Origin of the sequence: Curtobacterium sp. VKM Ac-2852 (genome assembly GCF_013205045.1) — a bacterium.
Lineage (GTDB): Bacteria > Actinomycetota > Actinomycetes > Actinomycetales > Microbacteriaceae > Curtobacterium > Curtobacterium flaccumfaciens.
This window is the reverse complement of sequence record NZ_JABMLI010000003.1, coordinates 691,117-716,133: the sequence shown is the minus strand read 5'-3', so window position 1 is coordinate 716,133 and position 25,017 is coordinate 691,117. Positions and strand designations below refer to the sequence as shown.

20 protein-coding genes are annotated in these 25,017 nt (G+C 71.9%); 12 read left to right on the top strand and 8 right to left on the bottom strand.

From position 1 onward, the window contains the following. The first annotated feature begins 20 nt into the window (after positions 1-20). A complete protein-coding gene (gene pgi / locus HQQ79_RS14480; protein ID WP_111087899.1) occupies positions 21-1,742 on the top strand; it encodes a glucose-6-phosphate isomerase in 1,722 nt (573 codons plus the stop codon). Positions 1,743-1,932: 190 nt separating this feature from the next. Here the strand turns inward: pgi and HQQ79_RS14475 are convergent, their stop codons facing one another. Further along, a complete protein-coding gene (locus tag HQQ79_RS14475; protein WP_216852522.1) occupies positions 1,933-2,838 on the bottom strand; it encodes a LysM domain-containing protein in 906 nt (301 codons plus the stop codon). Positions 2,839-2,969: 131 nt separating this feature from the next. Here HQQ79_RS14475 and HQQ79_RS14470 point away from each other — a divergent pair, with 131 nt between their 5' ends. Then, entirely contained in the window at positions 2,970-3,506 is a 537-nt protein-coding gene (locus tag HQQ79_RS14470; protein WP_138801828.1) for a hypothetical protein, read from the top strand. Between the two features lie 155 nt (positions 3,507-3,661). Then, positions 3,662-5,119, top strand: a complete 1,458-nt coding sequence (locus HQQ79_RS14465; RefSeq protein ID WP_173035136.1) for a sugar porter family MFS transporter — start codon at positions 3,662-3,664, stop codon at positions 5,117-5,119. Between the two features lie 70 nt (positions 5,120-5,189). Here the strand turns inward: HQQ79_RS14465 and HQQ79_RS14460 are convergent, their stop codons facing one another. The 3 genes from HQQ79_RS14460 to HQQ79_RS14450 all read right to left on the bottom strand — a co-directional run bounded on the left by HQQ79_RS14460 (position 5,190) and on the right by HQQ79_RS14450 (position 7,183). Continuing rightward, positions 5,190-6,164, bottom strand: coding sequence for a zinc-binding dehydrogenase (locus tag HQQ79_RS14460; protein WP_173035351.1), 975 nt, complete (start codon positions 6,162-6,164; stop codon positions 5,190-5,192). A gap of 27 nt (positions 6,165-6,191) precedes the next feature. Continuing rightward, positions 6,192-6,614 (bottom strand): organic hydroperoxide resistance protein, encoded by a 423-nt coding sequence (locus HQQ79_RS14455; RefSeq protein ID WP_071406102.1) that lies wholly within the window; start codon positions 6,612-6,614, stop codon positions 6,192-6,194. A 101-nt stretch (positions 6,615-6,715) separates the two neighbouring features. Next, positions 6,716-7,183 carry a MarR family winged helix-turn-helix transcriptional regulator gene (locus tag HQQ79_RS14450; protein ID WP_173035134.1) on the bottom strand — a complete coding sequence of 156 codons (468 nt, stop codon included), beginning with the start codon at positions 7,181-7,183 and terminating at the stop codon, positions 6,716-6,718. A gap of 104 nt (positions 7,184-7,287) precedes the next feature. On the opposite strand from HQQ79_RS14450, the gene mvk reads away from it, so the two are divergent. Genes mvk through HQQ79_RS14425 form a run of 5 tightly spaced genes read left to right on the top strand, consistent with a single transcriptional unit; the run spans position 7,288 to position 12,550 of the window. Beyond that, entirely contained in the window at positions 7,288-8,271 is a 984-nt protein-coding gene (mvk, locus tag HQQ79_RS14445; RefSeq protein WP_173035132.1) for a mevalonate kinase, read from the top strand. Then, a complete protein-coding gene (mvaD, locus tag HQQ79_RS14440) occupies positions 8,265-9,266 on the top strand; it encodes a diphosphomevalonate decarboxylase (RefSeq protein ID WP_111104006.1) in 1,002 nt (333 codons plus the stop codon). Before mvk ends, mvaD begins: the two co-directional genes overlap by 7 nt. Beyond that, positions 9,263-10,345, top strand: a complete 1,083-nt coding sequence (locus HQQ79_RS14435) for a phosphomevalonate kinase (RefSeq protein ID WP_071247060.1) — start codon at positions 9,263-9,265, stop codon at positions 10,343-10,345. The genes mvaD and HQQ79_RS14435 overlap by 4 nt, the downstream gene beginning before the upstream one ends. Then, the gene (locus HQQ79_RS14430) at positions 10,338-11,402 is read left to right on the top strand and encodes a hydroxymethylglutaryl-CoA reductase (RefSeq protein ID WP_173035130.1); all 1,065 of its coding nucleotides are present in this window, start codon (positions 10,338-10,340) and stop codon (positions 11,400-11,402) included. The genes HQQ79_RS14435 and HQQ79_RS14430 overlap by 8 nt, the downstream gene beginning before the upstream one ends. After that, positions 11,399-12,550, top strand: coding sequence for a hydroxymethylglutaryl-CoA synthase (locus HQQ79_RS14425; RefSeq protein WP_110892244.1), 1,152 nt, complete (start codon positions 11,399-11,401; stop codon positions 12,548-12,550). Before HQQ79_RS14430 ends, HQQ79_RS14425 begins: the two co-directional genes overlap by 4 nt. A 65-nt stretch (positions 12,551-12,615) precedes the next feature. Here HQQ79_RS14425 and HQQ79_RS14420 read toward each other — a convergent pair whose 3' ends face one another. Then, positions 12,616-13,599, bottom strand: a complete 984-nt coding sequence (locus tag HQQ79_RS14420) for an SRPBCC family protein (protein ID WP_173035128.1) — start codon at positions 13,597-13,599, stop codon at positions 12,616-12,618. After that, positions 13,599-13,982, bottom strand: coding sequence for a helix-turn-helix transcriptional regulator (locus HQQ79_RS14415; RefSeq protein ID WP_071247053.1), 384 nt, complete (start codon positions 13,980-13,982; stop codon positions 13,599-13,601). The genes HQQ79_RS14420 and HQQ79_RS14415 overlap by 1 nt, the downstream gene beginning before the upstream one ends. 79 nt (positions 13,983-14,061) lie before the next feature. On the opposite strand from HQQ79_RS14415, the gene HQQ79_RS14410 reads away from it, so the two are divergent. The 4 genes from HQQ79_RS14410 to HQQ79_RS14395 are packed head-to-tail and all read left to right on the top strand — an operon-like array spanning position 14,062 to position 17,009. Beyond that, entirely contained in the window at positions 14,062-14,529 is a 468-nt protein-coding gene (locus HQQ79_RS14410; protein ID WP_027466017.1) for a hypothetical protein, read from the top strand. Continuing rightward, positions 14,529-15,434 carry a hypothetical protein gene (locus HQQ79_RS14405; RefSeq protein ID WP_111058047.1) on the top strand — a complete coding sequence of 302 codons (906 nt, stop codon included), beginning with the start codon at positions 14,529-14,531 and terminating at the stop codon, positions 15,432-15,434. Before HQQ79_RS14410 ends, HQQ79_RS14405 begins: the two co-directional genes overlap by 1 nt. A gap of 4 nt (positions 15,435-15,438) precedes the next feature. Continuing rightward, a complete protein-coding gene (locus HQQ79_RS14400) occupies positions 15,439-16,605 on the top strand; it encodes an alpha/beta fold hydrolase (protein ID WP_173035126.1) in 1,167 nt (388 codons plus the stop codon). Positions 16,606-16,613: 8 nt separating this feature from the next. Further along, positions 16,614-17,009: an ATP-dependent DNA ligase gene (locus HQQ79_RS14395; RefSeq protein WP_071247046.1), complete on the top strand. Its 396-nt coding sequence runs from the start codon at positions 16,614-16,616 to the stop codon at positions 17,007-17,009. A 409-nt stretch (positions 17,010-17,418) separates the two neighbouring features. Here HQQ79_RS14395 and HQQ79_RS14390 read toward each other — a convergent pair whose 3' ends face one another. Both HQQ79_RS14390 and HQQ79_RS14385 read right to left on the bottom strand, forming a co-directional pair. Continuing rightward, positions 17,419-19,209, bottom strand: a complete 1,791-nt coding sequence (locus HQQ79_RS14390; RefSeq protein WP_173035124.1) for a sulfite reductase subunit alpha — start codon at positions 19,207-19,209, stop codon at positions 17,419-17,421. Next, positions 19,206-24,776: a glutamate synthase-related protein gene (locus tag HQQ79_RS14385; RefSeq protein ID WP_173035122.1), complete on the bottom strand. Its 5,571-nt coding sequence runs from the start codon at positions 24,774-24,776 to the stop codon at positions 19,206-19,208. The genes HQQ79_RS14390 and HQQ79_RS14385 overlap by 4 nt, the downstream gene beginning before the upstream one ends. Positions 24,777-25,017: the final 241 nt, after the last annotated feature.

Genomic DNA, 25,017 nt, shown 5'->3' with positions numbered 1-25,017 from the left:
TGATCCCCAGGAGGACCGAAGTGACCGAATCCGCTCCCGTCGACCCCACATCGACCGAAGGCTGGAAGAAGCTCGACAGCATCGCTGCCGACTTCACCCCGGACCTGCGAGGGTGGTTCGACAGCGACCCCGGTCGTGCCGAGCAGTACACCTTCCAGGCGGCCGACCTGACCGTCGACCTGTCCAAGGGCCTGGTGACCGACGAGATCCTCGCCGCGCTGCTGCAGGTCGCGAAGGACACCGGCGTCGCCGAACGCTTCCAGGCGATGCTCGCCGGTGAGCACATCAACGTCACCGAGGACCGCGCCGTGCTGCACACCGCGCTCCGCCGCCCGAAGGCGACCGAGGGCCTCGTGCCGGCGGCACCCCTGACCGTCGACGGCCAGGACGTCGACGCCGACGTGCACGCCACGCTCGACAAGGTCTACGGCTTCGCCGAGCAGGTCCGCAGCGGCGCCTGGACCGGTGTCACCGGCAAGCGCATCGAGACCGTCGTCAACATCGGCATCGGTGGCTCCGACCTCGGCCCGGTCATGGTCTACGAGGCACTCAAGCCCTACGTTCAGCCCGGCCTCGAGGCACGCTTCGTCTCGAACATCGACCCGGCGGACATCTACGAGAAGACCGCGGACCTGGACCCCGAGACCACGCTCTTCATCGTCGCGTCGAAGACCTTCGGCACGCTCGAGACCCTGACGAACGCGCGCCTCGCCCGCCAGTGGCTGTGGGAGAAGCTCGGCCTGACCGACGCCGCCGACGACGAGAAGAAGAACGCCGTCGCCAAGCACTTCGTCGCCGTCTCCACCGCGCTCGACAAGGTCGAGGCGTTCGGCATCGACCCCGAGAACGCCTTCGGCTTCTGGGACTGGGTGGGCGGCCGCTACTCGGTCGACTCGGCCATCGGCACGAGCGTCGTCATCGCCATCGGCAAGGAGAACTGGGAGCAGTTCCTCGCCGGCTTCCACGCCATCGACGAGCACGTCCGCACCACGCCGCTCGAGCAGAACGTCCCCGTCCTGATGGGCCTGCTCAACGTCTGGTACACGAACTTCCTCGGAGCGCAGAGCCACGCGGTCCTGCCGTACACGCAGTACCTGCACCGCTTCGCCGCGTACCTGCAGCAGCTCACGATGGAGTCGAACGGCAAGCGCGTCCGCTGGGACGGCTCGCCCGTCACCACCGAGACCGGCGAGGTCTTCTGGGGTGAGCCCGGCACGAACGGCCAGCACGCGTTCTACCAGCTCATCCACCAGGGCACCCGCCTGATCCCGGCCGACTTCATCACGGTCGCCAACCCGGCCCGTCCGCTGAAGGACGAGACCGGCGACGGCAAGGGCGTCGCGCCCGGCACCGACGTGCACACACTGTTCCTGGCGAACTTCTTCGCGCAGACCAAGGCGCTCGCGTTCGGCAAGAGCGCCGACGAGGTCCGCGCCGAGGGCACCACCGACGAAGGCATCGTCGCGGCGCGCACGTTCCCCGGCAACAAGCCGACCACGTCGATCATCGCGCCGGAGCTCACCCCGAGCGTCCTCGGCCAGCTCATCGCCCTGTACGAGCACATCGTGTTCACCGAGGGCACGATCTGGGGCATCGACTCGTTCGACCAGTGGGGTGTTGAGCTCGGCAAGCAGCTGGCGCTGCAGGTCACGCCGGCCGTCGAGGGCGACCAGGCCGCGCTCGACGCGCAGGACCCGTCGACCAAGGCGCTCATCGCGAAGTACCTGGAGCTGCGGAAGTAGCGCACGCCCCCACCTGACGGACGGGAGGCCCGTGGCGGATCCGCCACGGGCCTCCCGTCCGTCGTGTGCGTGCGCTGGCCGCGGGGCGGTCGCGGGCCGGTTTCGCGGTCAGCGACACCGCACACGCGCGCTGGCCCGTGAGGTGTCGCTCAGCGCGAAACGACCCCTGCCGCCTGCCCCCGCGTCGCGCTCAGCGGGCGAGCGGGTCGAGGTTGAGGGACGTGCCCTCGTACAGGTGCTGGTCCTCGCCGAACACCTGGACGCCCTCGTTGAGCCAGACCAGGTCGCGGACGGTGATGCCGAACCGCGTGGCGACGTCCCCGATCAGGTCGTCCGGTGCGACGCCGTAGGACCTCGGCGTGCCGGCGGATGTGGTCGCGGTGACGGTACCGGTCGCGTTCGCCCGTCGTCCGGCGTCCTTCGGGTGCACGTTCGTCTGCCGCGCGGGGACTGACCACCGCACGGTGGACACCGCGAGGACCTTGCCGGCGGAGATCTCGACGGGGACGTCCTGCCCGGCGGCCGCGGCGGAGTAGGTCACGAGGGTGCCGAGGTGTGACGGGTCGACGCCGGATCCGTCCAACGGAACGTCGGTCGCTATTGCCCCGCTGGTCGGACCACCGAGCGTCCGGTCACCGACCCCGGGGTAGGTCAGGCCGTCACCCACCGCCCGGGGCAGGTCGAACAACGCGACGCCGATCGGCACCGGCAGCGTCGAGGTGATCCCGGAGTACTGCGCGGTGAACGTGTCGTCGCCGTCCGCGACCACCCGGAAGTGAAAGTGCACGCTGCCCTTCGGCGAGGCCACGTCGCCCTGGGCCAGGACGGTCCCGGCGGGGATTGGTGTCAGCGTCGGTGCGGGTGCGGCGGCCTCCGTCGGCACCGGGGTCGGTGTGCGCGGGTTCGCCGACGCCTCGATCAGGTCCGATGCGGACTCGCCGGTCGGGGTCGCCGCCGGGGTCTCGCTCGCCGTCGGGCTGGACGCCGGCGGACTGGAGGGAGCGGGCGGGACGTCGTCCGGTCCCCGCAGCAGCGAGCAGCCGGACAGCACCACGCCTGCCGCCATCACGATGGCGATCGCGCCGGTCCGTTTCATGATCCCCCCTCACCTCGAGGGTAACGCGAGGCGGGTGTGCGATCGACGGTGAGCGTCGGAGTGTGTCCCGGGATGCACCCCGGCCGTCGAGCGGCGAGGTGGTGTCGGTCGGAGCGGCTACGGTCGAGGGCATGGAGCGTTCGGAGATCCTCGCCGCGGCTGCCGCCGCGCACGCCGCCCGCATCGCAGCGGCTGGTGGTGACGACGTCGCAGCGCGTGAACGGGCCGACAGTGTCCGACGACGGGCTGACGGGCTCACCGACCGGTACGACACGGTCGAGGGCGCGGACGGCGAGTCCGACGCCCGCGACGCCGCACGCCGACGCGCAGGCGAGGCGGACCGCGCGGCCTCGCGCACCGAGGGCGTGCTGTCGGACTGGCACCGGATGGGCACCCGTCGTGGCGTCACCCCCGACGCCCAGGTCCGCACGGCCTGGACCGTGACCGGGGTCCCCGAGCGCGGCGACGCCCGCGCGCTCGCGAACGTGCTGCTCTCCACCGCGGGGCACGCCGGACGCGTCGCCGACGCCGCCCGACGCAACCCTGCCCTGTCCGGCGCAGCGAGTGCTGCCGCCCGACGGACCGTGCGCCGCTACACCGACCACGGTGCCGACATGGCCTCGTTGGGGGACGTCCTGGGCGAGGGCCCCGTCGACGACGAGCGCTGAGCCCGATCCGCAGATTGGACCGCTCCCGTCCTCATCAGGCCTTCTGTGGACCGATCCAAACGACCTGACGACAGAATGTCCAATTGACAGGACATGGAATCGGGTTACGATCGGTCCACGCGATGAAGCGCGATCACCGACGAAGGAGTCACCGAATGGTCGACATCAAACCGACAGCCCCGACTGTCGCACTGCCCCCGTTGGGGACCGGGCCGCACCGCCGACGACTCGGCGTGCTGGCCCTCGTCGCCACGTTCGGCGGGTTGCTCTTCGGGTACGACACCGGTGTCATCAACGGTGCCCTGAACCCGATGAAGGCGGAGCTCGGCCTCACGAACTTCACCGAGGGCGTGGTCACCAGCTCGCTGCTCTTCGGCGCCGCGATCGGCGCCATGCTCGGCGGCCGCATCGCCGACGGCTGGGGTCGTCGCAAGACCATCATCCTGCTCGCCGTCACGTTCTTCGTCGGCACGCTGATCTGCGTGTTCGCGCCGACGTTCGAGGTCATCGTCGTCGGTCGTGTGCTCCTCGGCCTCGCGGTGGGTGGCGCGTCGACGGTGGTGCCGGTGTTCCTCGCCGAACTCGCGCCGTACGAGATCCGCGGGTCGCTGTCCGGCCGCAACGAGCTCATGATCGTGATCGGTCAGCTCGCCGCGTTCGTGGTCAACGCGATCATCGGCAACGTGTGGGGTGAGGGCAACGGCGTGTGGCGCGTCATGCTGGCCGTCTGTGCGCTCCCCGCGATCGCGCTGTTCGTCGGGATGCTCCGGGTGCCGGAGTCGCCGCGGTGGCTCGCGTCGAAGGACCGCTACGACGAGGCGCTCTCGGTCCTCGAGCAGGTCCGGACCACCGATCGGGCCCGTGCCGAGCTCGACGACATCAAGCGGAGCAACGACCTCGAAGCGAAGGTCGAGCGCGTCAGCGGTTGGCACACGCTGCGCGGGAACAAGTGGCTCATCCGCATCGTGCTCATCGGTGCCGGGCTCGGCGTCGCGCAGCAGCTCACCGGCATCAACTCGATCATGTACTACGGCCAGACCGTGCTCATCGAGTCCGGGTTCCAGGCGTCGGCAGCCCTCATCGCGAACATCGCCCCCGGCGTGATCGCCGTGATCGGTGGCGTCATCGCGCTGTACAACATGGAGAAGATCAACCGCCGCACGACGCTGATCCTCGGGTTCACGCTGACGACGATCTGCCACTTCCTCATCGGCATCGCGTCGGTGGCGCTGCCCGAGGGCAACCCGGCCCGCCCGTGGGTCATCCTGTTCCTGGTCGTCGCGTTCGTCGGCTCGATGCAGACCTTCCTCAACATCGCGGTCTGGGTCGTGCTGTCCGAGATCTTCCCGACCCAGATCCGTGCGCTCGGCATGGGCATCTCGGTCTTCTGCCTCTGGATCGCGAACGCGTTCCTCGGGCTGTACTTCCCGACGATCGTCGCAGCGACCGGCATCACCGGGACCTTCTTCGGGTTCGGGGTCGTCGGACTGCTGGCGCTGCTCTTCATCTGGAAGTTCGTGCCGGAGAGCCGGGGTCGCACCCTCGAAGAGGTCGAAGAGGGCGTCACCACAGGCAACATCTTCACCGTCCCGGAGAAGGCGTCACGCCGCTAGACGCAACGACAGACGGACGGGAGGCCCGGTGCCAGCTGGCACCGGGCCTCCCGTCCGTCCTGTGGGCGCGCTACGGGCGCAGGAGCACCTTGCCGACGCGGCCGGCGGTGTCGCTGGCGCGCACGGCGTCACGGACCTGCTCGAAGGCGAAGGTCTCGGCGACGGGGAGCGTCAGCGAGCCGTCGAGCACGCGGGTGATGAGCTCACCGAAGAGCTGCCCCTTCGTCTCGTCCGGCATCGTCTTGCTGACGACGGAGCCCCAGAAGCCCTTCACGGTGAGCTGGCCGAAGATGACCTTGCCCGACGGGATCTCGAGCGTCGGCGACGCCATCGCGCCGAAGACGACGAGGGTGGCGTTCTCGCCCAGCACGGAGGCGATGTCGCCGGCGGCCTTGCCACCGACCGACTCGACGCCCGCGATGATCGGGGCGCCACCGGTGATCGCGGCGACCTGGTCCTGCCAGTCCTCGGCGTCGGTGGCGACGATGCGCTCGATGCCCTGCTCGCGGAGCTCGTTGACACCGGCGGCGCGACGGACGAGTCCGATCACGTTGATGCCGCGGGCGGCACCGAGCTGGGCGACCATGCGACCGACCGCACCGTTGGCGGCGTTCTGGATGATCCAGTCGCCCTCGTGCAGGTCGAGCGAGTGCAGCAGGCTGATGGCGCTGAACGGCATCGAGACGAGCTGGGCGGCGGCCTCGTCGGTCATCGCGTCCGGCACCGGGACGAGCCCGGCGGCGTTGGCGGTGTAGTACTCGGCCCAGACGCCGAAGGCACCGCCGGCGACGCGCTGGCCGACCTGCAGGTTCGTGACGCCCTCGCCGAGGGCCTCGACGACGCCGAGTGCTTCGGTGCCCGAGGCGGCGGGGAGCTCCGGCTTGAAGCCGTAGGTGCCGCGGACGGTCCACAGGTCGTGGTTGTGGATGGGGGAGAGGACCGTGCGGACGAGGACCTCGCCGGCGCCGGGCGTCGGGACGGGGCGCTCCTGCACCTCGAGGACGTCGGCGGGCTCGGCGAACGTCTCGTGGACGACGGCGCGCATGGTGGTGGGGGTGGTGGTGCTCATGGGTCAGTCCTCCGAGACGACGATGGTGACGTCGATGTTGCCGCGGGTCGCGTTCGAGTACGGGCAGACCTGGTGGGCCGCGTCGGCGAGGGCCTGGGCCTGGTCGTGCTCCAGGCCGGGGATGACGACCTCGAGCATGACGGCGAGCTGGTAGCCACCGTTGCCGTTCGGGCCGATCGACACGCGACCGCCGACGGACGAGTCGGTGATCTTCACCTTCTGGCTGCGGGCGACGCCCTGCAGTGCGGAGTGGAAGCAGGCGGCGTAGCCGGCGGCGAAGAGCTGCTCGGGGTTGGCGCCGTTGCCGGAGCCACCCATCTCCTTGGGGATGGCGAGGTCGAACTCGACCGTGCCGTCGCTCGTGGCGACGTGGCCGTTGCGGCCTTCGCCGGTGGCCAGGGCCTCGGCGGTGTAGAGGGTTTCCATGGGGTTCCTTCCTTGTGGGGCGGATCGTGAAGTTCGGGGGTGTGCGGCGTGCTCTCGCGCTCCGCGACAGTTCACGGGCGCACGGGGGCGTGCGGTGTCGCTCAGTGCGAAACGGCGCCAGCGCCAGCGGCACCGGCGGGGTCGGCCGCCGCGTGCATCGTCTCGGTCAGCCGGTGCAGCGTCGCGATGAGCTCGGCGGCGGCACGTTCGTCGGCCAGGCCCATGCCTGCGGCGATCCGCGCGGGGATGCCGCTCAGCTCGGACCGCAGCTCGCGGCCCCGGTCACCGACGGTCACCGTGACGACGCGCTCGTCGGTGCTGCGGCGCTCGCGGCGGACCAGGTCGCTCTGCTCCATGCGGCGGAGCAGTGGCGAGAGGGTGCCGGAGTCGAGCTGCAGGTGTTCGCCGAGGCCGGAGACGGTCTGGTCGCCCTCGACCCACAGGGTCACGAGCACCAGGTACTGCGGGTACGTCAGGCCCCAGGGTTCGAGCATCGTGCGGTACGCCTGCGTGGTGGCGCGGGACGCCGCGTAGAGGGAGAAGCACACCATCTCGTCGGTCACGGGCATGCGTCCACACTGTCACGCAACCCAGTTGTGCACAACTCGATGCAGCGGATGCCCAGCTGACGAACACGCCGACGGCCCGGACGGTTAGGCTGACGTGACCCACGATGACCAGCAGCGACCTCGACAACACCACGACCCCCGGCAACGGATCGGCGTCGTCCCACGGCAAGACGATCCTGATCGGTGAGCACGCCGTGGTCTACGGCGCACCCGCTCTCGTCCTGCCGGTGCTCGACGCGCGGGTCGTGGCGACGGTCACCCCGGTCGCCGACGACGCCGAGCAGCCCGGTCACAGCCTGCAGTCGACCGTGCACACCGGCCCCCTCGACCTCGCACCCGCGGCCGTGATGCCGACCGTCACCGCCGTCACCGCGACCCTGCGCCACTTCGGGGTCACCGACCGCCACTTCCACGTCCGGGTCGACAGCGAGGTCCCGACCGCCCGCGGCATGGGCTCGAGCGCCGCCGTCGCCGCCGCCGTGACCGCCGCCGTCGCCGATGCCCTGGGCGAGACCCTCGACGTCGAGACCCACCACGAGCTCATCCAGGAGTGCGAGCGCGTCGCCCACGGCCGACCGTCCGGCCTCGACGCCCGGGGCGTCGTCGCGTCCGCGCCGGTCTGGTTCGAGGGCGGCCGGATCGAACCCGTCACGCTCGGCGCCCGGTTCACCTTCGTCGTCGCGGACACCGGCGTCCCCGGGCACACCCGCGAGGCCGTCTCGGCCGTCCGCGCCCGCCACGACCAGGACCCGTCCGGCGTCGGCGCCGTGATCGACCGGATCGGCGCGCTCGCCCGGCGGGCACGGGGGACACTCGAGGACGGCGATGCCCAGGCTCTGGGTGCCACCATGGACGCCGCGCACGACCTGCTCAGCACACTCGACGTGTCGAGTGACGACCTGGACCGGCTCGTCGACGCCGCACGCGGTGCGGATGCCCTCGGCGCGAAGCTCACCGGCGGCGGGCGGGGCGGGTGCGTCCTCGCGCTCGCCGCGGACGACGACCACGCGGACCGCGTCGCGGCCGCACTCCGCGGCGCAGGGGCCGCAGCCACCTGGACCACCACGATCGGAGCCCGCGCTTGCTGACAGCCACCGCCGTCGCGCACCCCAACATCGCCCTCGTCAAGTACTGGGGGAAGGCGGACGCGCAGCTCGCGCTGCCCGCCACGGGCAGCGTCTCGATGGGGCTCGACGTGTTCCCGACGACGACCACCGTCACGGTGGACGGCGGACGGGAGGCCCGTGATGCGTTCACGCTGAACGGTCACGTCGTCGACGACGGTGCGCTGGTGCGCGTGCAGCAGTTCCTCGACCTGGTGCGCGAGCTCGCGGGGTCGTCCGAGCGGGCGTCGGTGGTGTCCGAGAACACGGTCCCGACCGGTGCCGGGCTGGCCTCGAGCGCGTCCGGCTTCGCCGCCCTGGCGACCGCGGCCGCCGCGGCCTACGGCCTCGACCTGTCGCCGCGCGACCTGTCGCGTCTGGCACGTCGCGGTTCCGGCTCGGCCACGCGGTCGATCCCCGGCGGTGTCGCCGTCTGGCACGCGGGCGACGACCAGGGCTCCTTCGCCGAGCCGATCCCGGCCCCGCCGATGGCGATGGTCGTGGTCACGATCGACGCCGGACCGAAGCCGATCGGGTCGCGCGAGGCCATGCGCCGCACCATCGCGACGTCGCCGTTCTACCCGGCCTGGGTCACCTCGACGACCGAGACCGTCGGCGACATGCTCACGGCCTGCGCGGCCGGCGACTTCACCCGCATCGGCGAGATCACCGAGAGCAACGCGCTCCGCATGCACGCGACGATCGAGGGCGCGTTCCCGCCGATCCGCTACCTGAACGCCCGCAGCGTCGCCGTGTTCGACGCCGTCGCCGAGCTGCGTGCCGGCGGCACCGAGGCCTACGCCACGGCCGACGCGGGCCCGAACGTCGTCGTGCTCACGAAGCCGCAGGACCGGTCGGCGGTCGCCGGCGCGCTCGCGTCGCTGGGGGACGTCATCGAGTCCGGCACCGGACCTGCCGCGCGGGTGCTCCGCTCCGAAGAGACCGGGAGCAATCCCGACCAGAAGGAGTCCGCGCAGTGATCGAGTTCCGTGCACACGGCAAGCTGTTCGTCGCCGGCGAGTACGCCGTCGTCGAGCCGGGCCAGCCGTCCGTCCTGATCGCCCTCGACCGCGCCATCACGGCGAAGGTGCGCGAGGGCCACGGCGCGGGCAGCGTGCACTCCGAGGAGTACGGGCACCTGCCGCTCACGTGGACGCGTGCCGAGGACGGCCTGGCGCTCGACCGTGAGCACCACCCGTACGACTACGTGATGGCCACGATCGACCTGGTCGAGAAGCTCCGCGCCGAGCACGGCATCGCCCCGCGGTTCCACGACCTGCGCATCGAGAGCCAACTGGACGACGCCAGCGGCCGGAAGTTCGGGCTCGGGTCCTCGGCCGCGGTCACCGTCGCCACGGTCGGCGCCCTCGACCGCTTCTACGGCATCGGCCTGACGCAGCGTCAGCGCTTCCAGGTCGCGCTGCTCGCCACCATCCGGGTGAACCCCCGGGCCTCCGGTGGCGACCTCGCCGCGAGCACGTTCGGCGGCTGGCTGCGCTACAGCGCCCCCGACCGCGAGCGCCTCGCCGCGATGCTCGGCGACCACGCCGTGTCCGCGATCCTGACGGACGCCGACGCCTGGGACGGCTTCGACGTCCAGCGGCTGCCCGCTCCCGAGAACCTGCAGCTGCTCGTCGGCTGGACCGGCTCGCCCGCGTCCACCACGAAGCTCGTCGACGTGGTGCGTCGGCACCGCAACGGCGGGTACCAGGCGTTCCTCGACGAGAGCCGCAGCGCCGTCGACGACCTGACCACGGGCCTCCAGACCGGCGACGCCGAGCGCACGCTCGGTGCCCTCCGACGCGCCCGCGGGCTGCTGCAGCGCCTCGGTGCGTCCGTCGGGTCGCAGATCGAGACCGAGCGTCTCGCGACCCTGTGCGACGTCGTCGAGGCCGCGGGCGGGGCGGCGAAGCCGTCCGGGGCCGGCGGCGGCGACTGCGGCATCGCGCTCGTCCCGGCGGACACCGACCCCGCCGGCATCCACCGCGCCTGGGAGGCGCACGACATCAGACACCTCAGCGTCGCGGTGCGAGCACCAGAAGGAGCCCTCGATGAGTGACCTGCTCACACCGATCCCCACCAAGTGGGTCGGCCCGATCCGCATCAGCGGCAACGCCGTGCAGGGGGAGCACGAGGTCCCCCTCGCCACCTACGAGTCGCCGCTCTGGCCGTCCGTCGGCCGCGGCGCCCGCATCTCGCGCATGGTCGAGGACGGCATCGTCGCGACCGTCGTCGACGAGCGCATGACCCGCTCCGTCGTGGTCCGTGCCGACAGTGCCGCAGCAGCCCACGTCGCCGCGGGGCAGATCCTCGCGCGCCAGGACGAGCTCGCCGCGATCGTGTCCGGACAGAGCCGGTTCGCCAAGCTCATCGAGGTGCACCCGGAGATCGTCGGGGACCTGCTGTTCCTGCGCTTCGCGTTCACCACCGGCGACGCCTCCGGCCACAACATGGTCACGCAGGCGGCGGACAAGCTGCTGCCGGCGATCCTGGACTGGCAGCCGGGCCTGCGGTACGTCTCGGTGTCGGGCAACTTCTGCACCGACAAGAAGGCCACCGCGGTGAACGGCATCCGTGGCCGCGGCCGCAACACCATTGCCGAGATCGTGATCCCGGGCGAGGTCGTCGAGAAGCGCCTGCGGTCGAGCACCGCGCGCATCGTCGAGCTCAACATCGCGAAGAACCTGATCGGGTCGACGATCGCCGGGGCCATCCGCTCGGCGAACGCGCACTACGCGAACATGCTGCTCGGCTTCTACCTGGCCACCGGGCAGGACGCCGCCAACATCGTCGAGGGTTCGCAGGGCATCACGAGCGCCGAGGACCGCGACGGCGACCTGTACTTCGCGACCTCGCTGCCGCACCTGATCGTCGGCACGGTCGGCAACGGCAAGGGCGGGGACCTGCCCGTCGTCGAGGACGCCCTGGTGCGCCTCGGCTGCCGCGAGGACCGCGAGCCGGGCGGGAACGCCCGCCGCCTCGCCGCCCTGTGCGCCGCGACCGTCCTGTGCGGGGAGCTCTCGCTCCTGGCCGCACAGACCAACCCGGGTGAGCTGATGGCCGCCCACGTCGCCATGGAACGCCGCGGCGCGAAGCCCGCAGGGGGTGCGGCATGACCGGCGTCGGCATCCACGACATCGCGATCGCGACCGGGCACCACGTGCTCGAACTCGACGACCTCGCCGAGCGGCTCGGCGTCGACCCGGCGAAGTACCACGTCGGCATCGGGCAGGACGCCTTCAGCGTGCCCGCGCCCGACGAGGACATCGTCACGATGGGCGCCGCGGCGGCGAAGGAGCTCATCGACCGGCACGGCGTCGACGGCATCCGCACGGTGCTGTTCGCCACCGAGTCCGGCGTCGACCAGTCGAAGGCCGCCGGCGTGTACGTGCACGGCCTGCTCGGGCTGCCGAAGGCCGTCCGCGTGGTCGAGCTGAAGCAGGCCTGCTACGGCGGGATGGCCGCGGTGCAGCTCGCACTCGGCATCGTCGCCCGCGCCCCGCACGAGCGGGTGCTCGTCATCGCCGCCGACGTCGCCCGGTACGACGTCGACACACCGGCCGAGCCGACCCAGGGTGCCGGTGCCGCCGCGATCCTGGTGTCCGCCGACCCCGACCTGATCGAGATCGAGCCGGCGGCGGGCGTCTACACGGCGGACGTCGACGACTTCTGGCGGCCGAACGACCGCTCCACCGCACTGGTCGACGGTCGGCTCTCGGTGAGCGCGTACGTCAACGCCTTCGTCGGCGCCTGGGACGACCTGGCGGAACAGGGCGGCCCGGCGTACGACGACATCGCCCGGTTCGTGCACCACCAGCCCTTCACCAAGATGGCGATCAAGGCGCACCGCAAGCTCACGCAGCACGTCGGCGCACCGTTCGACGAGGCCGACCTGGCGATCGGGTTCACCTACAACCGGCAGACCGGCAACACCTACACGGCGTCGCTCTGGATCGGGCTCGCAGCGCTGCTCGACCTGGACGACGACCTGGCGGGGGAGCGACTCGGCCTGTTCAGCTACGGCTCGGGCAGCGTCGGTGAGCTCATCACCGGCATCGTTCGGCCCGACTACCGCGAGCACCGTCGTGCGGGTCGTGTGCGGTCGCTGCTCGAGGCGCGGGTCCCGCTGACGGTCGACGCGTACCGCGCGCTGCACGCCGCGGGTGCCGCCACCAGCGAGGACGTCGAGCGTCCGCGCGTCACGACCGCGCCGTTCCGCTTCGCGGGCGTGCGCGGTGGCGCGCGGCACTACGAGGCGTCCTAGACCGGACACCGGACGGACGGGAGGCCCGTGGCGGCGCCGCCACGGGCCTCCCGTCCGTCTGCTGGTCACGCTGCGGACAGGACCTCGCGCTCCAGCCGCCGGTAGCTGGCCTCCATGCCCTCCGTCATGCCGGTCGCGAGGATCATGTCCCGCTGTTCCCGGTGCGGGTAGGTGACGAGCAGCGTCATGAGCGTGACGCCGTCGTCCTCGTCGAACTGCAGGTCGTTCGTGTTCGGCGGGAAGGGCGCCCCGGTCATGCGCTCGGTCGACACCATCCGACGTTCGGGTTCGACGACGAGGTTCTCGCCCTCGAACCCGAAGGGCTCACCCTCGGTGTCACCCGTCGGCGCCCAGGCCTGCCGGAACGCGCCGCCCGGGGTCAGGTCGTTCTCGTACACCGTCATCTCCCACCCGTCGGGGCCGAGCAGCCACCGGCGCAACAGGTCGGGCTCGATGTGCGCCCGCCAGAGCAGGTGCCGCGGCGCCGCGAACGCCCGGGTGATCCGGACGTGGGTGTCGTCGAGGACCTCGGTCTCGGTGCCCGCACCGAGGGCCCACTCGCGCAGGTCGGCGAGCACCCGGTCGAGCTGGCCGAACGCCTGCTGGTAGCCCTCGAGCATGCCCATCTGGAGCATCGCGTCGAGGTCGGCGGCCGAGGCGAACGAGGACACCACGGTGACCCGCGAGCCGTCGTCGACGGGGCCGAACGACAACACGGTCTCGCCCGCGGGCAGTGACTCGTCGACGGTGCCCTGGGGGTCGGTGAACAGGTCGCGGAAGACGATGCGACGGGGCTCCTCGACCTCGGTGACCTGCCAGACGGCGTGGAACCGCTCGCCCTGCGGGGACGTCATCCGGTAGTCGGCACGGCCGCCGGGGCGCAGGTCGAACGTCGTGAACGTCGCGGGGAACCCGGGCGGTCCCCAGAACCGCTCGAGCTGGCGTGGGTCGGCGAAAGCGGCCCAGAGGCGTTCGACGGGGACGGGGAAGTCGGCGACGAGGGTCATCGAGAGGGTGTCGGGATCGGTGTGGACGGACGTGGTGGGCATCATCGCTCCTGGTGTCGTCGGGTGTCGTCTGGTGCTGGGTGTCCGGACGCGTCGCCGTCGAGCAGGTCGCCCAGGCGGTCCATCCGGCTGTGCCAGAGGCGGCCGTAGGCGTCGAGGAGATCACGGACCCGGTCGAGCTGCTCCGGCTCGGCGCGCACGATGCGGGTGCGGCCGCGGGCCTCCTTGCTCACGAGTCCGGCTCCTTCGAGGACGGCGACGTGCTTCTGGACGGCGGCGAACGACATCGAGTAGGCGTCCGCGAGCTCGCTCACGGACGACGACCCGACGAGCGTGCGCCGGACGATGTCACGACGGGTCGCGTCGGCCAGCGCGTGGAACACCCGGTCGACCTCGGCGTCGGACAGTTCGATTCGTACAACCATTTGGTTGTAGGTTACGTCCGGGCGGTCTCGTCCACAAGGGGGACCTGCCGGTAGTCTTGCCGCGGAGATCGGAGGGGCGATGGCGGAGCAGCTGGGTGCGTCCGGTGCCGTCCGTGCCCTCGTCGCCACCCTGCCCCGTGCGCCGCAGCTGTCCGACGTGGTGACCGGCGTCGGTCGGATGGTCGGCAAGCCCACGCGCGTCGTCGACGTCGACGGCCCGAGCTGGGGTCCGCTCACCGCGCTCGTGTCGCAGTTCGAGCACGAGAACCTGGTGCTCGTGCCGGCCGACGCACCGCCGCTCTACCGCATGCACTGCGTGCTGCACGAGCTCGGGCACCTGGTGCACGGCGACGTCGGCACCCCCACCCCGTCGTCCGTGGCCGAGTTCGCCGCCGGAGGCCACGTCTGCCGTCGAGCGCTCGACGCCGACTCCGGGCTCGTGAGCATCTCCGACGACGACGAGCACTTCGCCGAACGGTTCGCCTACGAGCTCGCGACGGTCCTGCTCGCCGGGGCCACGGGCGCGGACGAGCGGGCCTACGGCTGATGGCCGTCCTGCACGCCGCGGCCTTCTGGTTCGCGGCGCTGATCTTCCTCGCCCGCACGCCGTACGTGCTGCGGAACCCCCGTGGTCGGGCGGCCTGGGGTGCCACCGGCGTCGGGGCGCTCGGGCTCCTGACCCTCGGCAGCGTCGTGCCGCAGCCGGTGCTCGACGGTGCCCTGGGCGGCTCGAACCTCATCAACCTGGTGCAGAACGTCTGCGCGACCGTCGCGTTCTGGCTGATGCTGCGCGCGAGCACGGACGACCTGCCGGAGCGCCCGGTACTCGCCAGGCCGGTCGCGCTGCTCGTCGTGGTCGTGGCCTTCACGGTGCCGTTCCTGCTGGTCGAGGAGCGCGGCGGGACCGACTTCCACTTCATCGTGCGCGAGATCGAGCAGACCCCGATGTGGCTCTACGCGACCGTCTACATGGTGGGCGTGGGACTGATCGCCGCGACGACACTGCGCCGCGGCGTGCTGCAGAACCCGGTGGCGCTCGTGGTGTTCCGCGTCGGGCTCGCGCTGGTCGTCGTGGCGAGCGTCGACGAGGTCGCCTCGCTCACCGCCGACCACTTCGGGCTCTTCCCGGCCGGGGTGCGGGACGGCCTGCGCCTGGCCTTCGACCCGCCGTTCTACCTCGGCATCGTGCTCATCGTCGTGGCGATGGCCTCGCTGACGTTCCGGCGGTGGGGCCGTGACCTGCGCCACCGCGGGCACCACCGACGCCTGCGCCGCATCGCCCGGCGGCACGCGGTGCGGGCGGTCGAGCGGCCGGGGGACCCGCAGGCCCGGACCTACGACCTGGTCATCGCGATCCGCGACGCCGAGGTGCAGGGACGGACCCTCGACGACGCCGAACTCGCGCAGGTGCGGTCGGCGGAACGGACCCTGACCCGGAGCCTCGGAGGATGACGGCGTGACGATCGTGTGGTGGGTGCTCGGAGCGCTCGTGGTGCTGGCGGCGGTGTCCCTGGCGGTCCTGGTCGTCCTGCGGAAGGTCGTCGGCAGGATCGTGCTGCCCGGTGGCGATCGGTGGACGCCCGTGCTCGAGTCCGATGCGGACTCCGTCCGGCTGCCGATCACCGACGACACCGTGCGGCCGGGGGAGTACGGGTTGTGGCACGACGGCCCGGGGCACACCACCGTCGGGCCGGTGCTCGAGGTCGACGAAGCCGCCGGGTTCGTGCGCCGGGCCGTGGTGCGGACGACCGGCGCGGTGTCGTCACGGGTGCGGTGGAGCGGACACGTGCACCCGGACCCGGCGGCGATGGACGTCGACTGGTCCGAGGTGTCGCTGCCGACGCCGGTGGGGCCGGCACCCGCGTGGGTGGTGCGGCCCGGGCCGGACGGTGCTGTAGGCCCCGACCCCGCGGCCGCCCTGACCTGGGCCGTCCACGTGCACGGGATCCGGACGACCCGGGTCACCGCGCTCCGGACCGTCCCCGCGGCGCTCGAGCTCGGCTGGACCTCGATCGTCCCGTCGTTCCGCGGCGACGGCGAAGCACCGTGGGAAGGCCGGGCCTCGCACCTCGGCGCGCGCGAGTGGGCTGACGTCGAAGTGGCGCTCGACCACGCCGTCGCGAACGGCGCCGAACGGCTCGTCCTCGTGGGGTGGTCGATGGGCGCGACGATCACGCACGAACTCCTCGCCCGTTCGGCGCACCGTGACCGCCTGGCCGGGATCGTGCTCGTCGCCCCGGCACTGGACTGGGCCGTCACCGTCCGGTCCCAGGCCCGTCGCGCGGGGCTGCCCGGCCCTGTGGTGGGCGCTGCCCTCGGGGCGATGGCGACACCGGTCCTCTGCCGGCTGGTGGGGTTGCGCTCGCCGGTCGACGTGCACGCGCTGTCCTGGTTGCACGCACCCCGACAGCTGCCACCGACCCTGCTCATCCACTCCACCGGCGACACCACGGTGCCGTTCTCGGCCAGTCAGGAGTTCGCCGACGCCCACCCCGGCACGGTGACACTGGCGGTCAGCGAGCCGGCCGAGCACGCCTGGGAGCGCAACGTCGACGCCGTCTGGTTCGACCGCGCCATCACCACCTGGGCGTCCGGCCTCGCGCACACCGGAGCGCAGGAGTAGAAGGAGCCATGGGGCAGCTCATCTACGACGGAAGACCGCTCGACCTGCGGATCGACGACCGCGCGCTCACGCACCTGCAGATCGTCATCGTCAACATGCTCCGGCGTGACCACCGCTTCGCGTTCTCGTGGAAGGACGACGTCGTCCACGGCAACGGTCGCAGCACGATCTGGCTGCACCCCAACGTGAGCCTGCACTTCAAGTTCACCGGCAGCCGGGTGCCGTCGATCAACCGCAGCTGGCTCGAGGACCTCTACGCCTCGGCCACCTCGGGGTCGGGGCTCGTGCTGACGCCGGAACCGGCGGACACCAGCACGGCGGCCGACTCCGCGTGGTCGCGGGCGGTGGCACCCGGCGACGCGGACGACGCCTCGGGGACGCCGAGCGGGAGCACCGCGCGCTGATCCCGGGGGGCGATAGCACAGTGCGCTGATCCCGGTCAACGGGTTTCGTTCAGACTGTCCACCATCGTACCGTTTGCGTACCGCGGCTCACTGTCGTCCCCCCGTACCGGCCTGCTCGGGCAGCCGGTGCTGGCAGTGTCCGCGGCAGGAGGGGAACCCGAACAGCTCGTGACGCACAGCGAGTCCGGTGCCGACCAACCACCGGTCGCCGAGAATCGCGAGGGACGCGAGTCCCGGATCAGGGGACTCGCTGCACGTGCGTCGAGGACGCGTGCGTCACGCTGCAGGGCCCGCCGGTCCGCCCCCATCGACCGGCGCTCCTCCGGGACCGCCCCGGCCATCGGATTCGGGTTCCGTGGCCGGGGCGGACTCATCACGTCTGGATGCGGACCCGGGGTCCGTGTGCGGCTCAGTAGACGTCGCGCACGTACCGCTTCGCGCGACGCATGTCGGCCAGGTACGCCTGCGCGTCGTCCTCGCCGCGCCCGCGTCCGGTCCGGATGACCTGGAGCAGCGCGGCCTCGACGTCCTTCGCCATGCGTGAGGCGTCGCCGCAGACGTACACGTGGCCGCCGTCCTCGAGCCAGTCGAAGAGCTCCGACGAGCGCTCGAGCATCCGCGTCTGCACGTAGACCTTCTCGGCCTGGTCGCGCGAGAACGCCAGGTCGAGGCGGTCGAGCACGCCCTGTTCCTGCAGCTCGGTGAGCTCGTCCTGGTACACGAAGTCGGTGTCCCGGTGCTGGTCGCCGAAGAACAGCCAGTTGCGCCCGGTCGCCCCGGACACCGCGCGCTCGTGCAGGAACCCGCGGAACGGCGCGACACCGGTGCCCGGGCCGATCATGATCATCGGGGCCGACTCGTCCGCCGGGACCCCGAACGACGCGTTCGGCTGCAGGTAGACGTCGACGGTGCCGTCCGGGTCGACCCGGTCGGCCAGGAACGTCGACGCCACACCGGCGTACATCCGGTGCGGGTCGCCGTAGCGCACCGACGCGATGGTCAGGTGGATGCGGTCCGGGTGGGCCAGCGGGCTCGAGGAGATCGAGTACTGCCGCGCCTGCAGCGGCCGCAGGTTCGGCAGCAGCTCGTCGAGTCCCGGGGCGGCCGGGCCGGCGTCGCGGAGCAGGTCGAGGACGTCGCGTCCCCAGAGCCAGCGGTCCAGCTCGTGCTTGTCGCCGTGCGCCACGACGGCCGCGAGCTCGCTCGACGGCGCGCGCTGCACCAGGTCGGCGATGAGGTCCTTCGAGGGCGTCCGGATCTCACGGTCGGTCCGCAGGACCTCGGTGATCGGCCGGCCGTCGAACGCCTCGCCGCCGTTCGCGCCGACCTGCTCGAGCAGGTCCGCCACGAAGACCTCGTCGTTGACCGGCACGACCGCCAGGGCGTCGCCGGCCGCGTACTCGATGCCCGAGTCGCCGAGGTCGAACTCGTAGTGCCGGATCTCCTTCGCGCTGCGCGGCGAGGAGAGCAGCCGGTTCTCGACCAGGCGCGACGGGTACGGGTTGCGCTTGTTCCACTGCGACCCCGGCCGGGAGGCACGGCTCGCGCCCGCCCCGCCGGTCGCGCCGGCACCGTCGCCGGCACCACCGCCCGTGGTCGCGCCGGGTGCGGCAGTCGCGCCGGCCTCGGCGGCGAGGCGGTCGAGGACCGCCGCGGTCCACAGCGCGGCCGGGTCCTCGAAGTCGACGTCGCAGTCGACGCGGTCGTGGATCCTGGTCGCGCCGAGCTGCTCGAAGCGGGTGTCGAGGAGCTTGCCGGCCTGGCAGAACTCGTCGTAGCTCGTGTCGCCGAGGCCCAGGACGGCGTACTGCAGCCCCTCGAGCCGCGGCACGGTGCTCGCCTGGATCGCGTCCCAGAACAGCCCGGCGTTGTCGGGCATCTCGCCCTCGCCGTAGGTCGAGGTGACGACGAGCACGTGCGACATCTCGGCGAGCTGCTCGGGGGTGACGGCGTCGAGCGCACTGGCACGACCGCCGAGTCCGCGGGCCTTCGCGCCGGCGACGAGCTCGTCGGCCAGGAACTCGGCGTTGCCGGTCTGGGTGCCGAAGAGCACGTCGATCGTCGTCGTGGGCGCGCTGGCTGCGACCTTCTTGCCGGCGGCGGCGATGCCCGCGATGAACCCGGCGAGCCAGGACTCCTGGGCGGCCGAGAACGGTGCGTCGACGGGGATCAGCGACCCGGTCGGGGGGAGCAGGCTCACGCGGTCACCGCCTCGGTCGGCGCCTGCGGTGCACGGCGGGCGATGTCCTCGAGCGCTGCGGTGGCGAGCAGCTCGTCGAAGCGGGCCTCGCGGACGCGGCCGTCGTTCTTGGCGTTCTGGTGCATGATCCACCCCGTGGTGCCCGGCGCGTCCATGCTGCGGTTGTTCCGCTGCGTGAGCGCGCGCTTGTAGTCGTCGAGCCGCTTGATCGCGATGAGCGTGGCGAGCTGGTCGTCGGCGAACCGGTCGAGCGTGCCGCGCAGGTACTTCACGACGCGCTGCTTGACGGAGAAGTCCTCGGTGAGCACGAGGTTCTTGACGGCCTCGGCGACCCGCGGGTCGGCGGCGCCGAGCGCACCCGGGACGCGCTCGAGGGCGACGTCCTGGGCGACCCCGAGCACCGTGTACGACGACAGCAGCGAGAACATGTCCTCGCCCTGGTCGCCGAGCGCCGGGGCGCGGCCGTCGAGCACCGTGCGCTGGTCGCGGTAGTCGAGCTTGAACGCGCGGAGCTTGTCGGTGGCGATCGAGGTCGCGAGCTCGTCGAGGAGCTCGGGCCGGGTCGCCGCCGCGAGGATCTCGCCGGCGTCCTGCGTGAGCAGCAGGGCACGCGGCATGCCGACGTACACGTGCGCGCGGGCGGTGTCCCACTCGGCGAGCAGCCGCTCGGCCAGGGCCGAACCCGTCGCCTCGAGGTGCCACGCGAGCAGCAGGCGGGCGGCGGCCTCGTGGAACGCACCGCGCTCGGTGTCGGTGACCGGGAACACCAGGAGCGAGTCCGTGCTGGCACGCTCGGCGACCTGGCCGGAGGGGTCGTACTGGTACAGGAACCCGCCGGACATGCCGTTGCCGAGGCCCTTGCCGAACGCGCCGAGGTTGAACACGGCGCCGCCGGTCATGTACTCGCAGCCGAAGTCGCCGAGGCCCTCGACGACGGCGGTCGCGCCGGAGTTGCGGACGGCGAACCGGTCGCCGGCCTCGCCCTCGACGAAGGTGCGGCCGCCGGTGGCCCCGAACAGCGCGAAGTTGCCGACCAGCACGTTGCCGCCCTGTGCGGCGCTGCCGCCACCGGGGGCGCGGACGATGATCCGTCCGCCGCTCTGGCTCTTGCCGACACCGTCGTTCGCGGTGCCGGTGTGCTCGAGCACGACGCCGTCGTTGTTGAAGACGCCGTAGGACTGCCCGGCCGATCCCTGCGTGCGGATCGTGACCGCGCCGTCCACCAGCCGGCGGCGTCCGCGGTCGTCCGTCGTCACGGCGGGCAGGCCCTGCACGTCCTCTGCGCCGAGCTCGTGGTTGAGCAGACGCTCGAGGTCGATGCCGAGCTGGCCACCGACCGACTTGTCGGCGTTGCCGAGCAGCACGCCGTGCACGAGCACGTGCTCCTGCGCGTGGTCGACGAGGGCGGTGCGGACGCGCTCGAGCAGGGCGTCGTCGGTGTGGAAGTCCTTCTCCAGGTACTCCGGGTCCGCGACGATCTTCTCGGGCACCTGGGCGAGCAGGGCACGGGCGTCGAGCCGGCCGACGCTCGCCGGGTGGTCCAGAAGCTGCAGCAGGTCGGTCCGGCCGCGGGCCTCGCGCAGGGAGCGCAGGCCGAGACGGGCCAGGATCTGCCGCACGTCGTGGGCGATGTTGAGCAGGTACTGCGCGAGCGCGCGGGGGTCGCCCTCGAACGCCTCGGCGTTCGTGGTCAGGCCCGCCGGGCACTTCACGTTGCAGTTCTTCGCCATCACGCAGCCGAGCATCATGAGCGCGGTCGTGCCGAACTCGAAGCTGTCGCCGCCGAGCAGGGCGCTCGTGACGACGTCGCTGCCGGTCTGGTGCGCACCCGAGCAGCGGAGCGTGACCTTCTGGCGCAGGCCGTTCGCGACCAGGGCCTGGTGCACCTCGGCGACGCCGATCTCCGCGGAGCGGCCGGCGTACTTCAGGCTGGTGACGGCCGCGGCGCCGGTGCCGCCGGTGTTGCCCGCGACGTTGATCACGTCGGCGCCGGCCTTCGCGACGCCGACCGCGATGGTGCCGATGCCCTCGGACGAGACGAGCTTCACGATCACCCGGACGCGGGCGGCCTTGCAGTCGTGGATGAGCTGCGCGAGGTCCTCGATCGAGTACGTGTCGTGGTGCGGCGGCGGCGAGATCAGCTCGACGCCGGGCGTGCCACCACGGGCCGCGGCGATGTCCACCGTGACCTTGGGCGCGGGCAGCTGGCCACCCTCGCCGGGCTTCGCGCCCTGGCCGATCTTGATCTCGAGCTCCTCGAGCATGGGGTCGGCGAGGTAGCCGGCCCAGATGCCGAACCGGCCCGAGGCGAACTGCTTGATGCGCGAGCCGCGGATGGTGCCGTAGCGGGAGTGGTGCTCGCCGCCCTCACCGCTGTTCGACATGCCACCGACCATGTTCGTACCGTGCGCGACGGCCTCGTGGGCGGTGGCGACGAGCGCGCCGTGGCTCATCGCGCCGGACGCCAGGGTCCGGGTGATCTCGTGGGCCGGCTGCACCTCGTCGAGGCCGACGCTCGCCGGGGCGCTCTGCAGCAGCGCGAGCAGGGCGACGGCCGCACCGGTGGCGCGGAGCGTCACCCCGGTGTCGTCGACGGCGTCGACGTCGATCTGTCCGGGGTGGAGCAGCGCGAGGCCGTCCGCCAGGGCCGCGTGGCGCAGTGCACCCGTGGTCCCCGTCGACGTGAGCTCCAGGCGGAACCGCTCCGTGCCTCCCGGCAGGTCCTGGTCGTCCGACGGACGCGAGCCGGAGAGCCCGCGCACGGTGACGCTGGCGTTGCCGCTCGTCGAGAAGCGGCCGAGCTCGCGGGCGAAGTCCTCGGCCGTGTCGATGCCGGTGACGTCCGCGGGCAGCGCGAGCACGTCGCGGAGCGCTGCGGGGCGGCGGGACCGCTCGTCGTGGGTCGTCTGCAGGAAGGTGACGTAGCCCGGCGTGATGCGGTGCGCGTCGATCTCGGCGTCGCTCAGCCGGTCGTACCCGGTGTTCCGGTACGCGGCGTCGGTGATGCCGAACGAGTCGTCGAGCTGGCCGAGCGTGAGCAGGCGCAGCGCGTCCGAGTCGCCGGAGCGTTCGAAGGCCGGGCGCTCCTCGGTCATGCCACCGAACCCGCGGACGCTCGCGACGCCGAACGAGTGACCGGCGCCGTCGGAGCGTTCCTTGAACAGGCCGAGCAGCGGGACCTGGCCCTCGGACGCCACCGAGCGGGCACGCTCGTGCCAGTCCGTCGCCGCCTGGGCGATGCGCGCGAAGCCGACGCCGCCGACCGGTGCCTGCATGTGCGGGAAGATCCGCGCGAGCACGTCGTCGCCGGTGTCGAGGTAGTTCGGCTCGAAGAACTCGCCACCGATGTAGCTCTCGGCGGTGCACAGGCCGACGCGGCCCATGGTCTTCGCCAGGGCCTTCTCGGCGGCCTTGCGGAACTGCTTGAGCGCCAGGTCGGTCGCGGTCAGCTCGCCGGCGGGTGCGGGTGCGGCGGGGTACTTCTCCTCCGCGCGCAGCCGAGCGCTCAAGCTGTACACAGCGGCGGCACCGAAGCCCAGCGCGGTCGCGACGTGGTGTGACGATGGCAGCTGACCGCTCTCCGCGACGACGGACACCCGCAGGCGCAGACCGGTCTCGATGAGCCGCTGGTTGACGGCGGCCACGGCCAGGATCACGGGGAGGGGCGCATGGGTCGACGACACCTCGCGGTCGGTCACGACCGCGATCCCGCCACCGCGCGCCGCGAACGCCTCGATCGCGTCGCACAGCGCGTCCAGCGCGCCGCGCATCGCGTCGGCGTTGGCCTGCTCGTCGGCGGGCACCGGCACGTAGAGCATGTCGAAGCGCTCGAGCGGCACGATGTCCTGCTCGCGCAGCCGCACCATGTCGAGGTGCCCGAGGATCGGCGACTGCACGACCAGCTGACGCCCCGTGGTGCCCGTGCCGTCCGGCTTCGCGCCGAGTGCCACGCGCATCGACATCCCGTCGGCCTCGCGGATCGAGTCGAGCGGCGGGTTCGTCACCTGGGCGAAGCGCTGCGAGAAGTACTTCGCCATGCCGCCCTCGGTGTCGCTCAGGGCGTTGATCGCGTTGCCGTAGCCCATCGCCGAGATGCGCTCCGACCCGTTCTGCAGCATCGGGTCGAGCATGAACCGGAAGCTCTCCTGGTTCAGCGAGTACGCCACGTACCGGCCCGCGAGCGACAGGTCGCCGTCGTAGCCCAGGGTGGACGTCGTGCGCTCGTAGTCCGGAGCGGGCACGTCGTCCAGGTTCACGCGGGCGGCGTCGAGCAGGGTGCCGTAGTCACGGCGGGCCGCGAGCATGTGCAGCACCTCGCCCGTGCGCATGCGGGTGCCGGTGCGGTGGTCGACGACGAGCATGCCGCCGGCCTCGATGCGGCCGCGGTGCACGACCTCGTCGGCGTCGAACTCGACCTGGCCGGCCTCGGACGACACCATCAGGTACTCGGCCGTCTCGACGGTGCGCAGCGGGCGCAGGCCCAGGCGGTCCAGGCGGGCGCCGACGACGTCGCCGTCGCTGAAGATCACGGCGGCGGGACCGTCGTTCTTCTCCTCGTACAGCGAGAAGTACTCGAGCATGTCCCGGACGTCCGGGGTCAGGGTGCGGTCGTTCTCCCACGCCGGCGGCATGAGCGAGACCACGGCCTCGATGATCTCGAGCCCGTCGTCGAACACGCGGCTCTGCAGGGTCTGGTCGAGTCGGCTCGAGTCCGACTGCCCGGGCGGACGCACGATGCTCCGGGTGCGGGCCCGCGCGAGCGCCTCGTCCGACAGCCGGTTCTTACGGTCGGTGTTCAGCTCGCCGTTGTGCGCCATCAGGCGGAACGGCTGCGCCATCGTCGGGTGCGGCTCGGTGTTCGTCGAGAACCGGGTGTGGAAGTACAGCGTCCGCACCGAGTGCCGGGGGTCGCGCAGGTCGGTGAAGTACCCGATCACCTCGCCGGAGTTCAGCCGGCCCTTCAGGATCTGGGTCCGGGCGCTGAGCGACAGCGGGTACAGGGCGGCGTGCTCGGCGCGCTCGGCGGCTGCCTGGGCGTAGGAGACCGCCTCGATGGCGAGCAGGGCGCGGTTCGCGGCGGCGTCGACCTCGGTGCGGTCCCAGTCGGACGGAGCACGGAAGACCCACTGCACGATCGGCAGCTGGTACTGCTCGGCCTCGGGGCGCGCGACGGAGTGGTCCACCGGGACGTCACGGACCAGCAGCAGTTCGAAGCCCTCGGCCGTGATGGCGTCCGTGACGGTCTGCTCGGCGCGGGCGCGCTCGTCGGTGCCGTCGGCTCCGTCGCTGCTCGGCACGAAGCAGTTCGCGACGCCGAAGTGCCCGGCGCGCAGCTGCTCGCCGGTGATGGCGCTGAAGAACTCCACCGACAGGTCGATGCTGACGCCGGCGCCGTCACCGACACCCTCGGCGGACTTGCCGCCGCGGTGCGGGATGGAGCACAGCGCTTCGTCGCCCTTGCGGATGACGTCGTGGCTCGGCGTCCCGTCGAGACGGGTGATGAAACCGACGCCGCAATCGCTCGATTCGCGGGCAGGGTCGTAGAGACCGAAAGAGGTGGGGTTCACGTGCGGGTCCAGTGGGGCGTTGCCGGCAGCGGACGGCGCGGGCTGCATCGATGGAGCGCTCGCCGCGGGCAGACCGATGGTGGCAGTCGGGCCCTGTGGGGTGGTGGTGCGGTAGGGCGATGCTACGGCTTGGTATACCGACCGTGCAACACGGGTGGTGCGGGGCGCGGCGCGGGGGTCTCCGGCTGGTGCGGGGTCGATCACTCGGTGCGAGGTCGCAGCGCCGCACGGAGCGGACGAC

What these genes read in the sequence shown, in the direction of transcription:
- HQQ79_RS14420 (WP_173035128.1), bottom strand. Translation starts at nt 13,599, where the DNA reads ATGCCCACCACGTCCGTCCACACCGATCCCGACACCCTCTCGATGACC.
- mvk (WP_173035132.1), top strand. Translation starts at nt 7,288, where the DNA reads ATGACCAGCAGCGACCTCGACAACACCACGACCCCCGGCAACGGATCG.
- HQQ79_RS14475 (WP_216852522.1), bottom strand. Translation starts at nt 2,838, where the DNA reads ATGAAACGGACCGGCGCGATCGCCATCGTGATGGCGGCAGGCGTGGTG.
- HQQ79_RS14460 (WP_173035351.1), bottom strand. Translation starts at nt 6,164, where the DNA reads ATGCGCGCCGTCGTCCACGAGACGTTCGCCGAGCCCGCCGACGTCCTC.
- HQQ79_RS14395 (WP_071247046.1), top strand. Translation starts at nt 16,614, where the DNA reads ATGGGGCAGCTCATCTACGACGGAAGACCGCTCGACCTGCGGATCGAC.
- HQQ79_RS14470 (WP_138801828.1), top strand. Translation starts at nt 2,970, where the DNA reads ATGGAGCGTTCGGAGATCCTCGCCGCGGCTGCCGCCGCGCACGCCGCC.
- HQQ79_RS14415 (WP_071247053.1), bottom strand. Translation starts at nt 13,982, where the DNA reads ATGGTTGTACGAATCGAACTGTCCGACGCCGAGGTCGACCGGGTGTTC.
- HQQ79_RS14430 (WP_173035130.1), top strand. Translation starts at nt 10,338, where the DNA reads ATGAGTGACCTGCTCACACCGATCCCCACCAAGTGGGTCGGCCCGATC.
- HQQ79_RS14425 (WP_110892244.1), top strand. Translation starts at nt 11,399, where the DNA reads ATGACCGGCGTCGGCATCCACGACATCGCGATCGCGACCGGGCACCAC.
- HQQ79_RS14410 (WP_027466017.1), top strand. Translation starts at nt 14,062, where the DNA reads ATGGCGGAGCAGCTGGGTGCGTCCGGTGCCGTCCGTGCCCTCGTCGCC.
- HQQ79_RS14465 (WP_173035136.1), top strand. Translation starts at nt 3,662, where the DNA reads ATGGTCGACATCAAACCGACAGCCCCGACTGTCGCACTGCCCCCGTTG.
- HQQ79_RS14455 (WP_071406102.1), bottom strand. Translation starts at nt 6,614, where the DNA reads ATGGAAACCCTCTACACCGCCGAGGCCCTGGCCACCGGCGAAGGCCGC.
- HQQ79_RS14450 (WP_173035134.1), bottom strand. Translation starts at nt 7,183, where the DNA reads ATGCCCGTGACCGACGAGATGGTGTGCTTCTCCCTCTACGCGGCGTCC.
- HQQ79_RS14405 (WP_111058047.1), top strand. Translation starts at nt 14,529, where the DNA reads ATGGCCGTCCTGCACGCCGCGGCCTTCTGGTTCGCGGCGCTGATCTTC.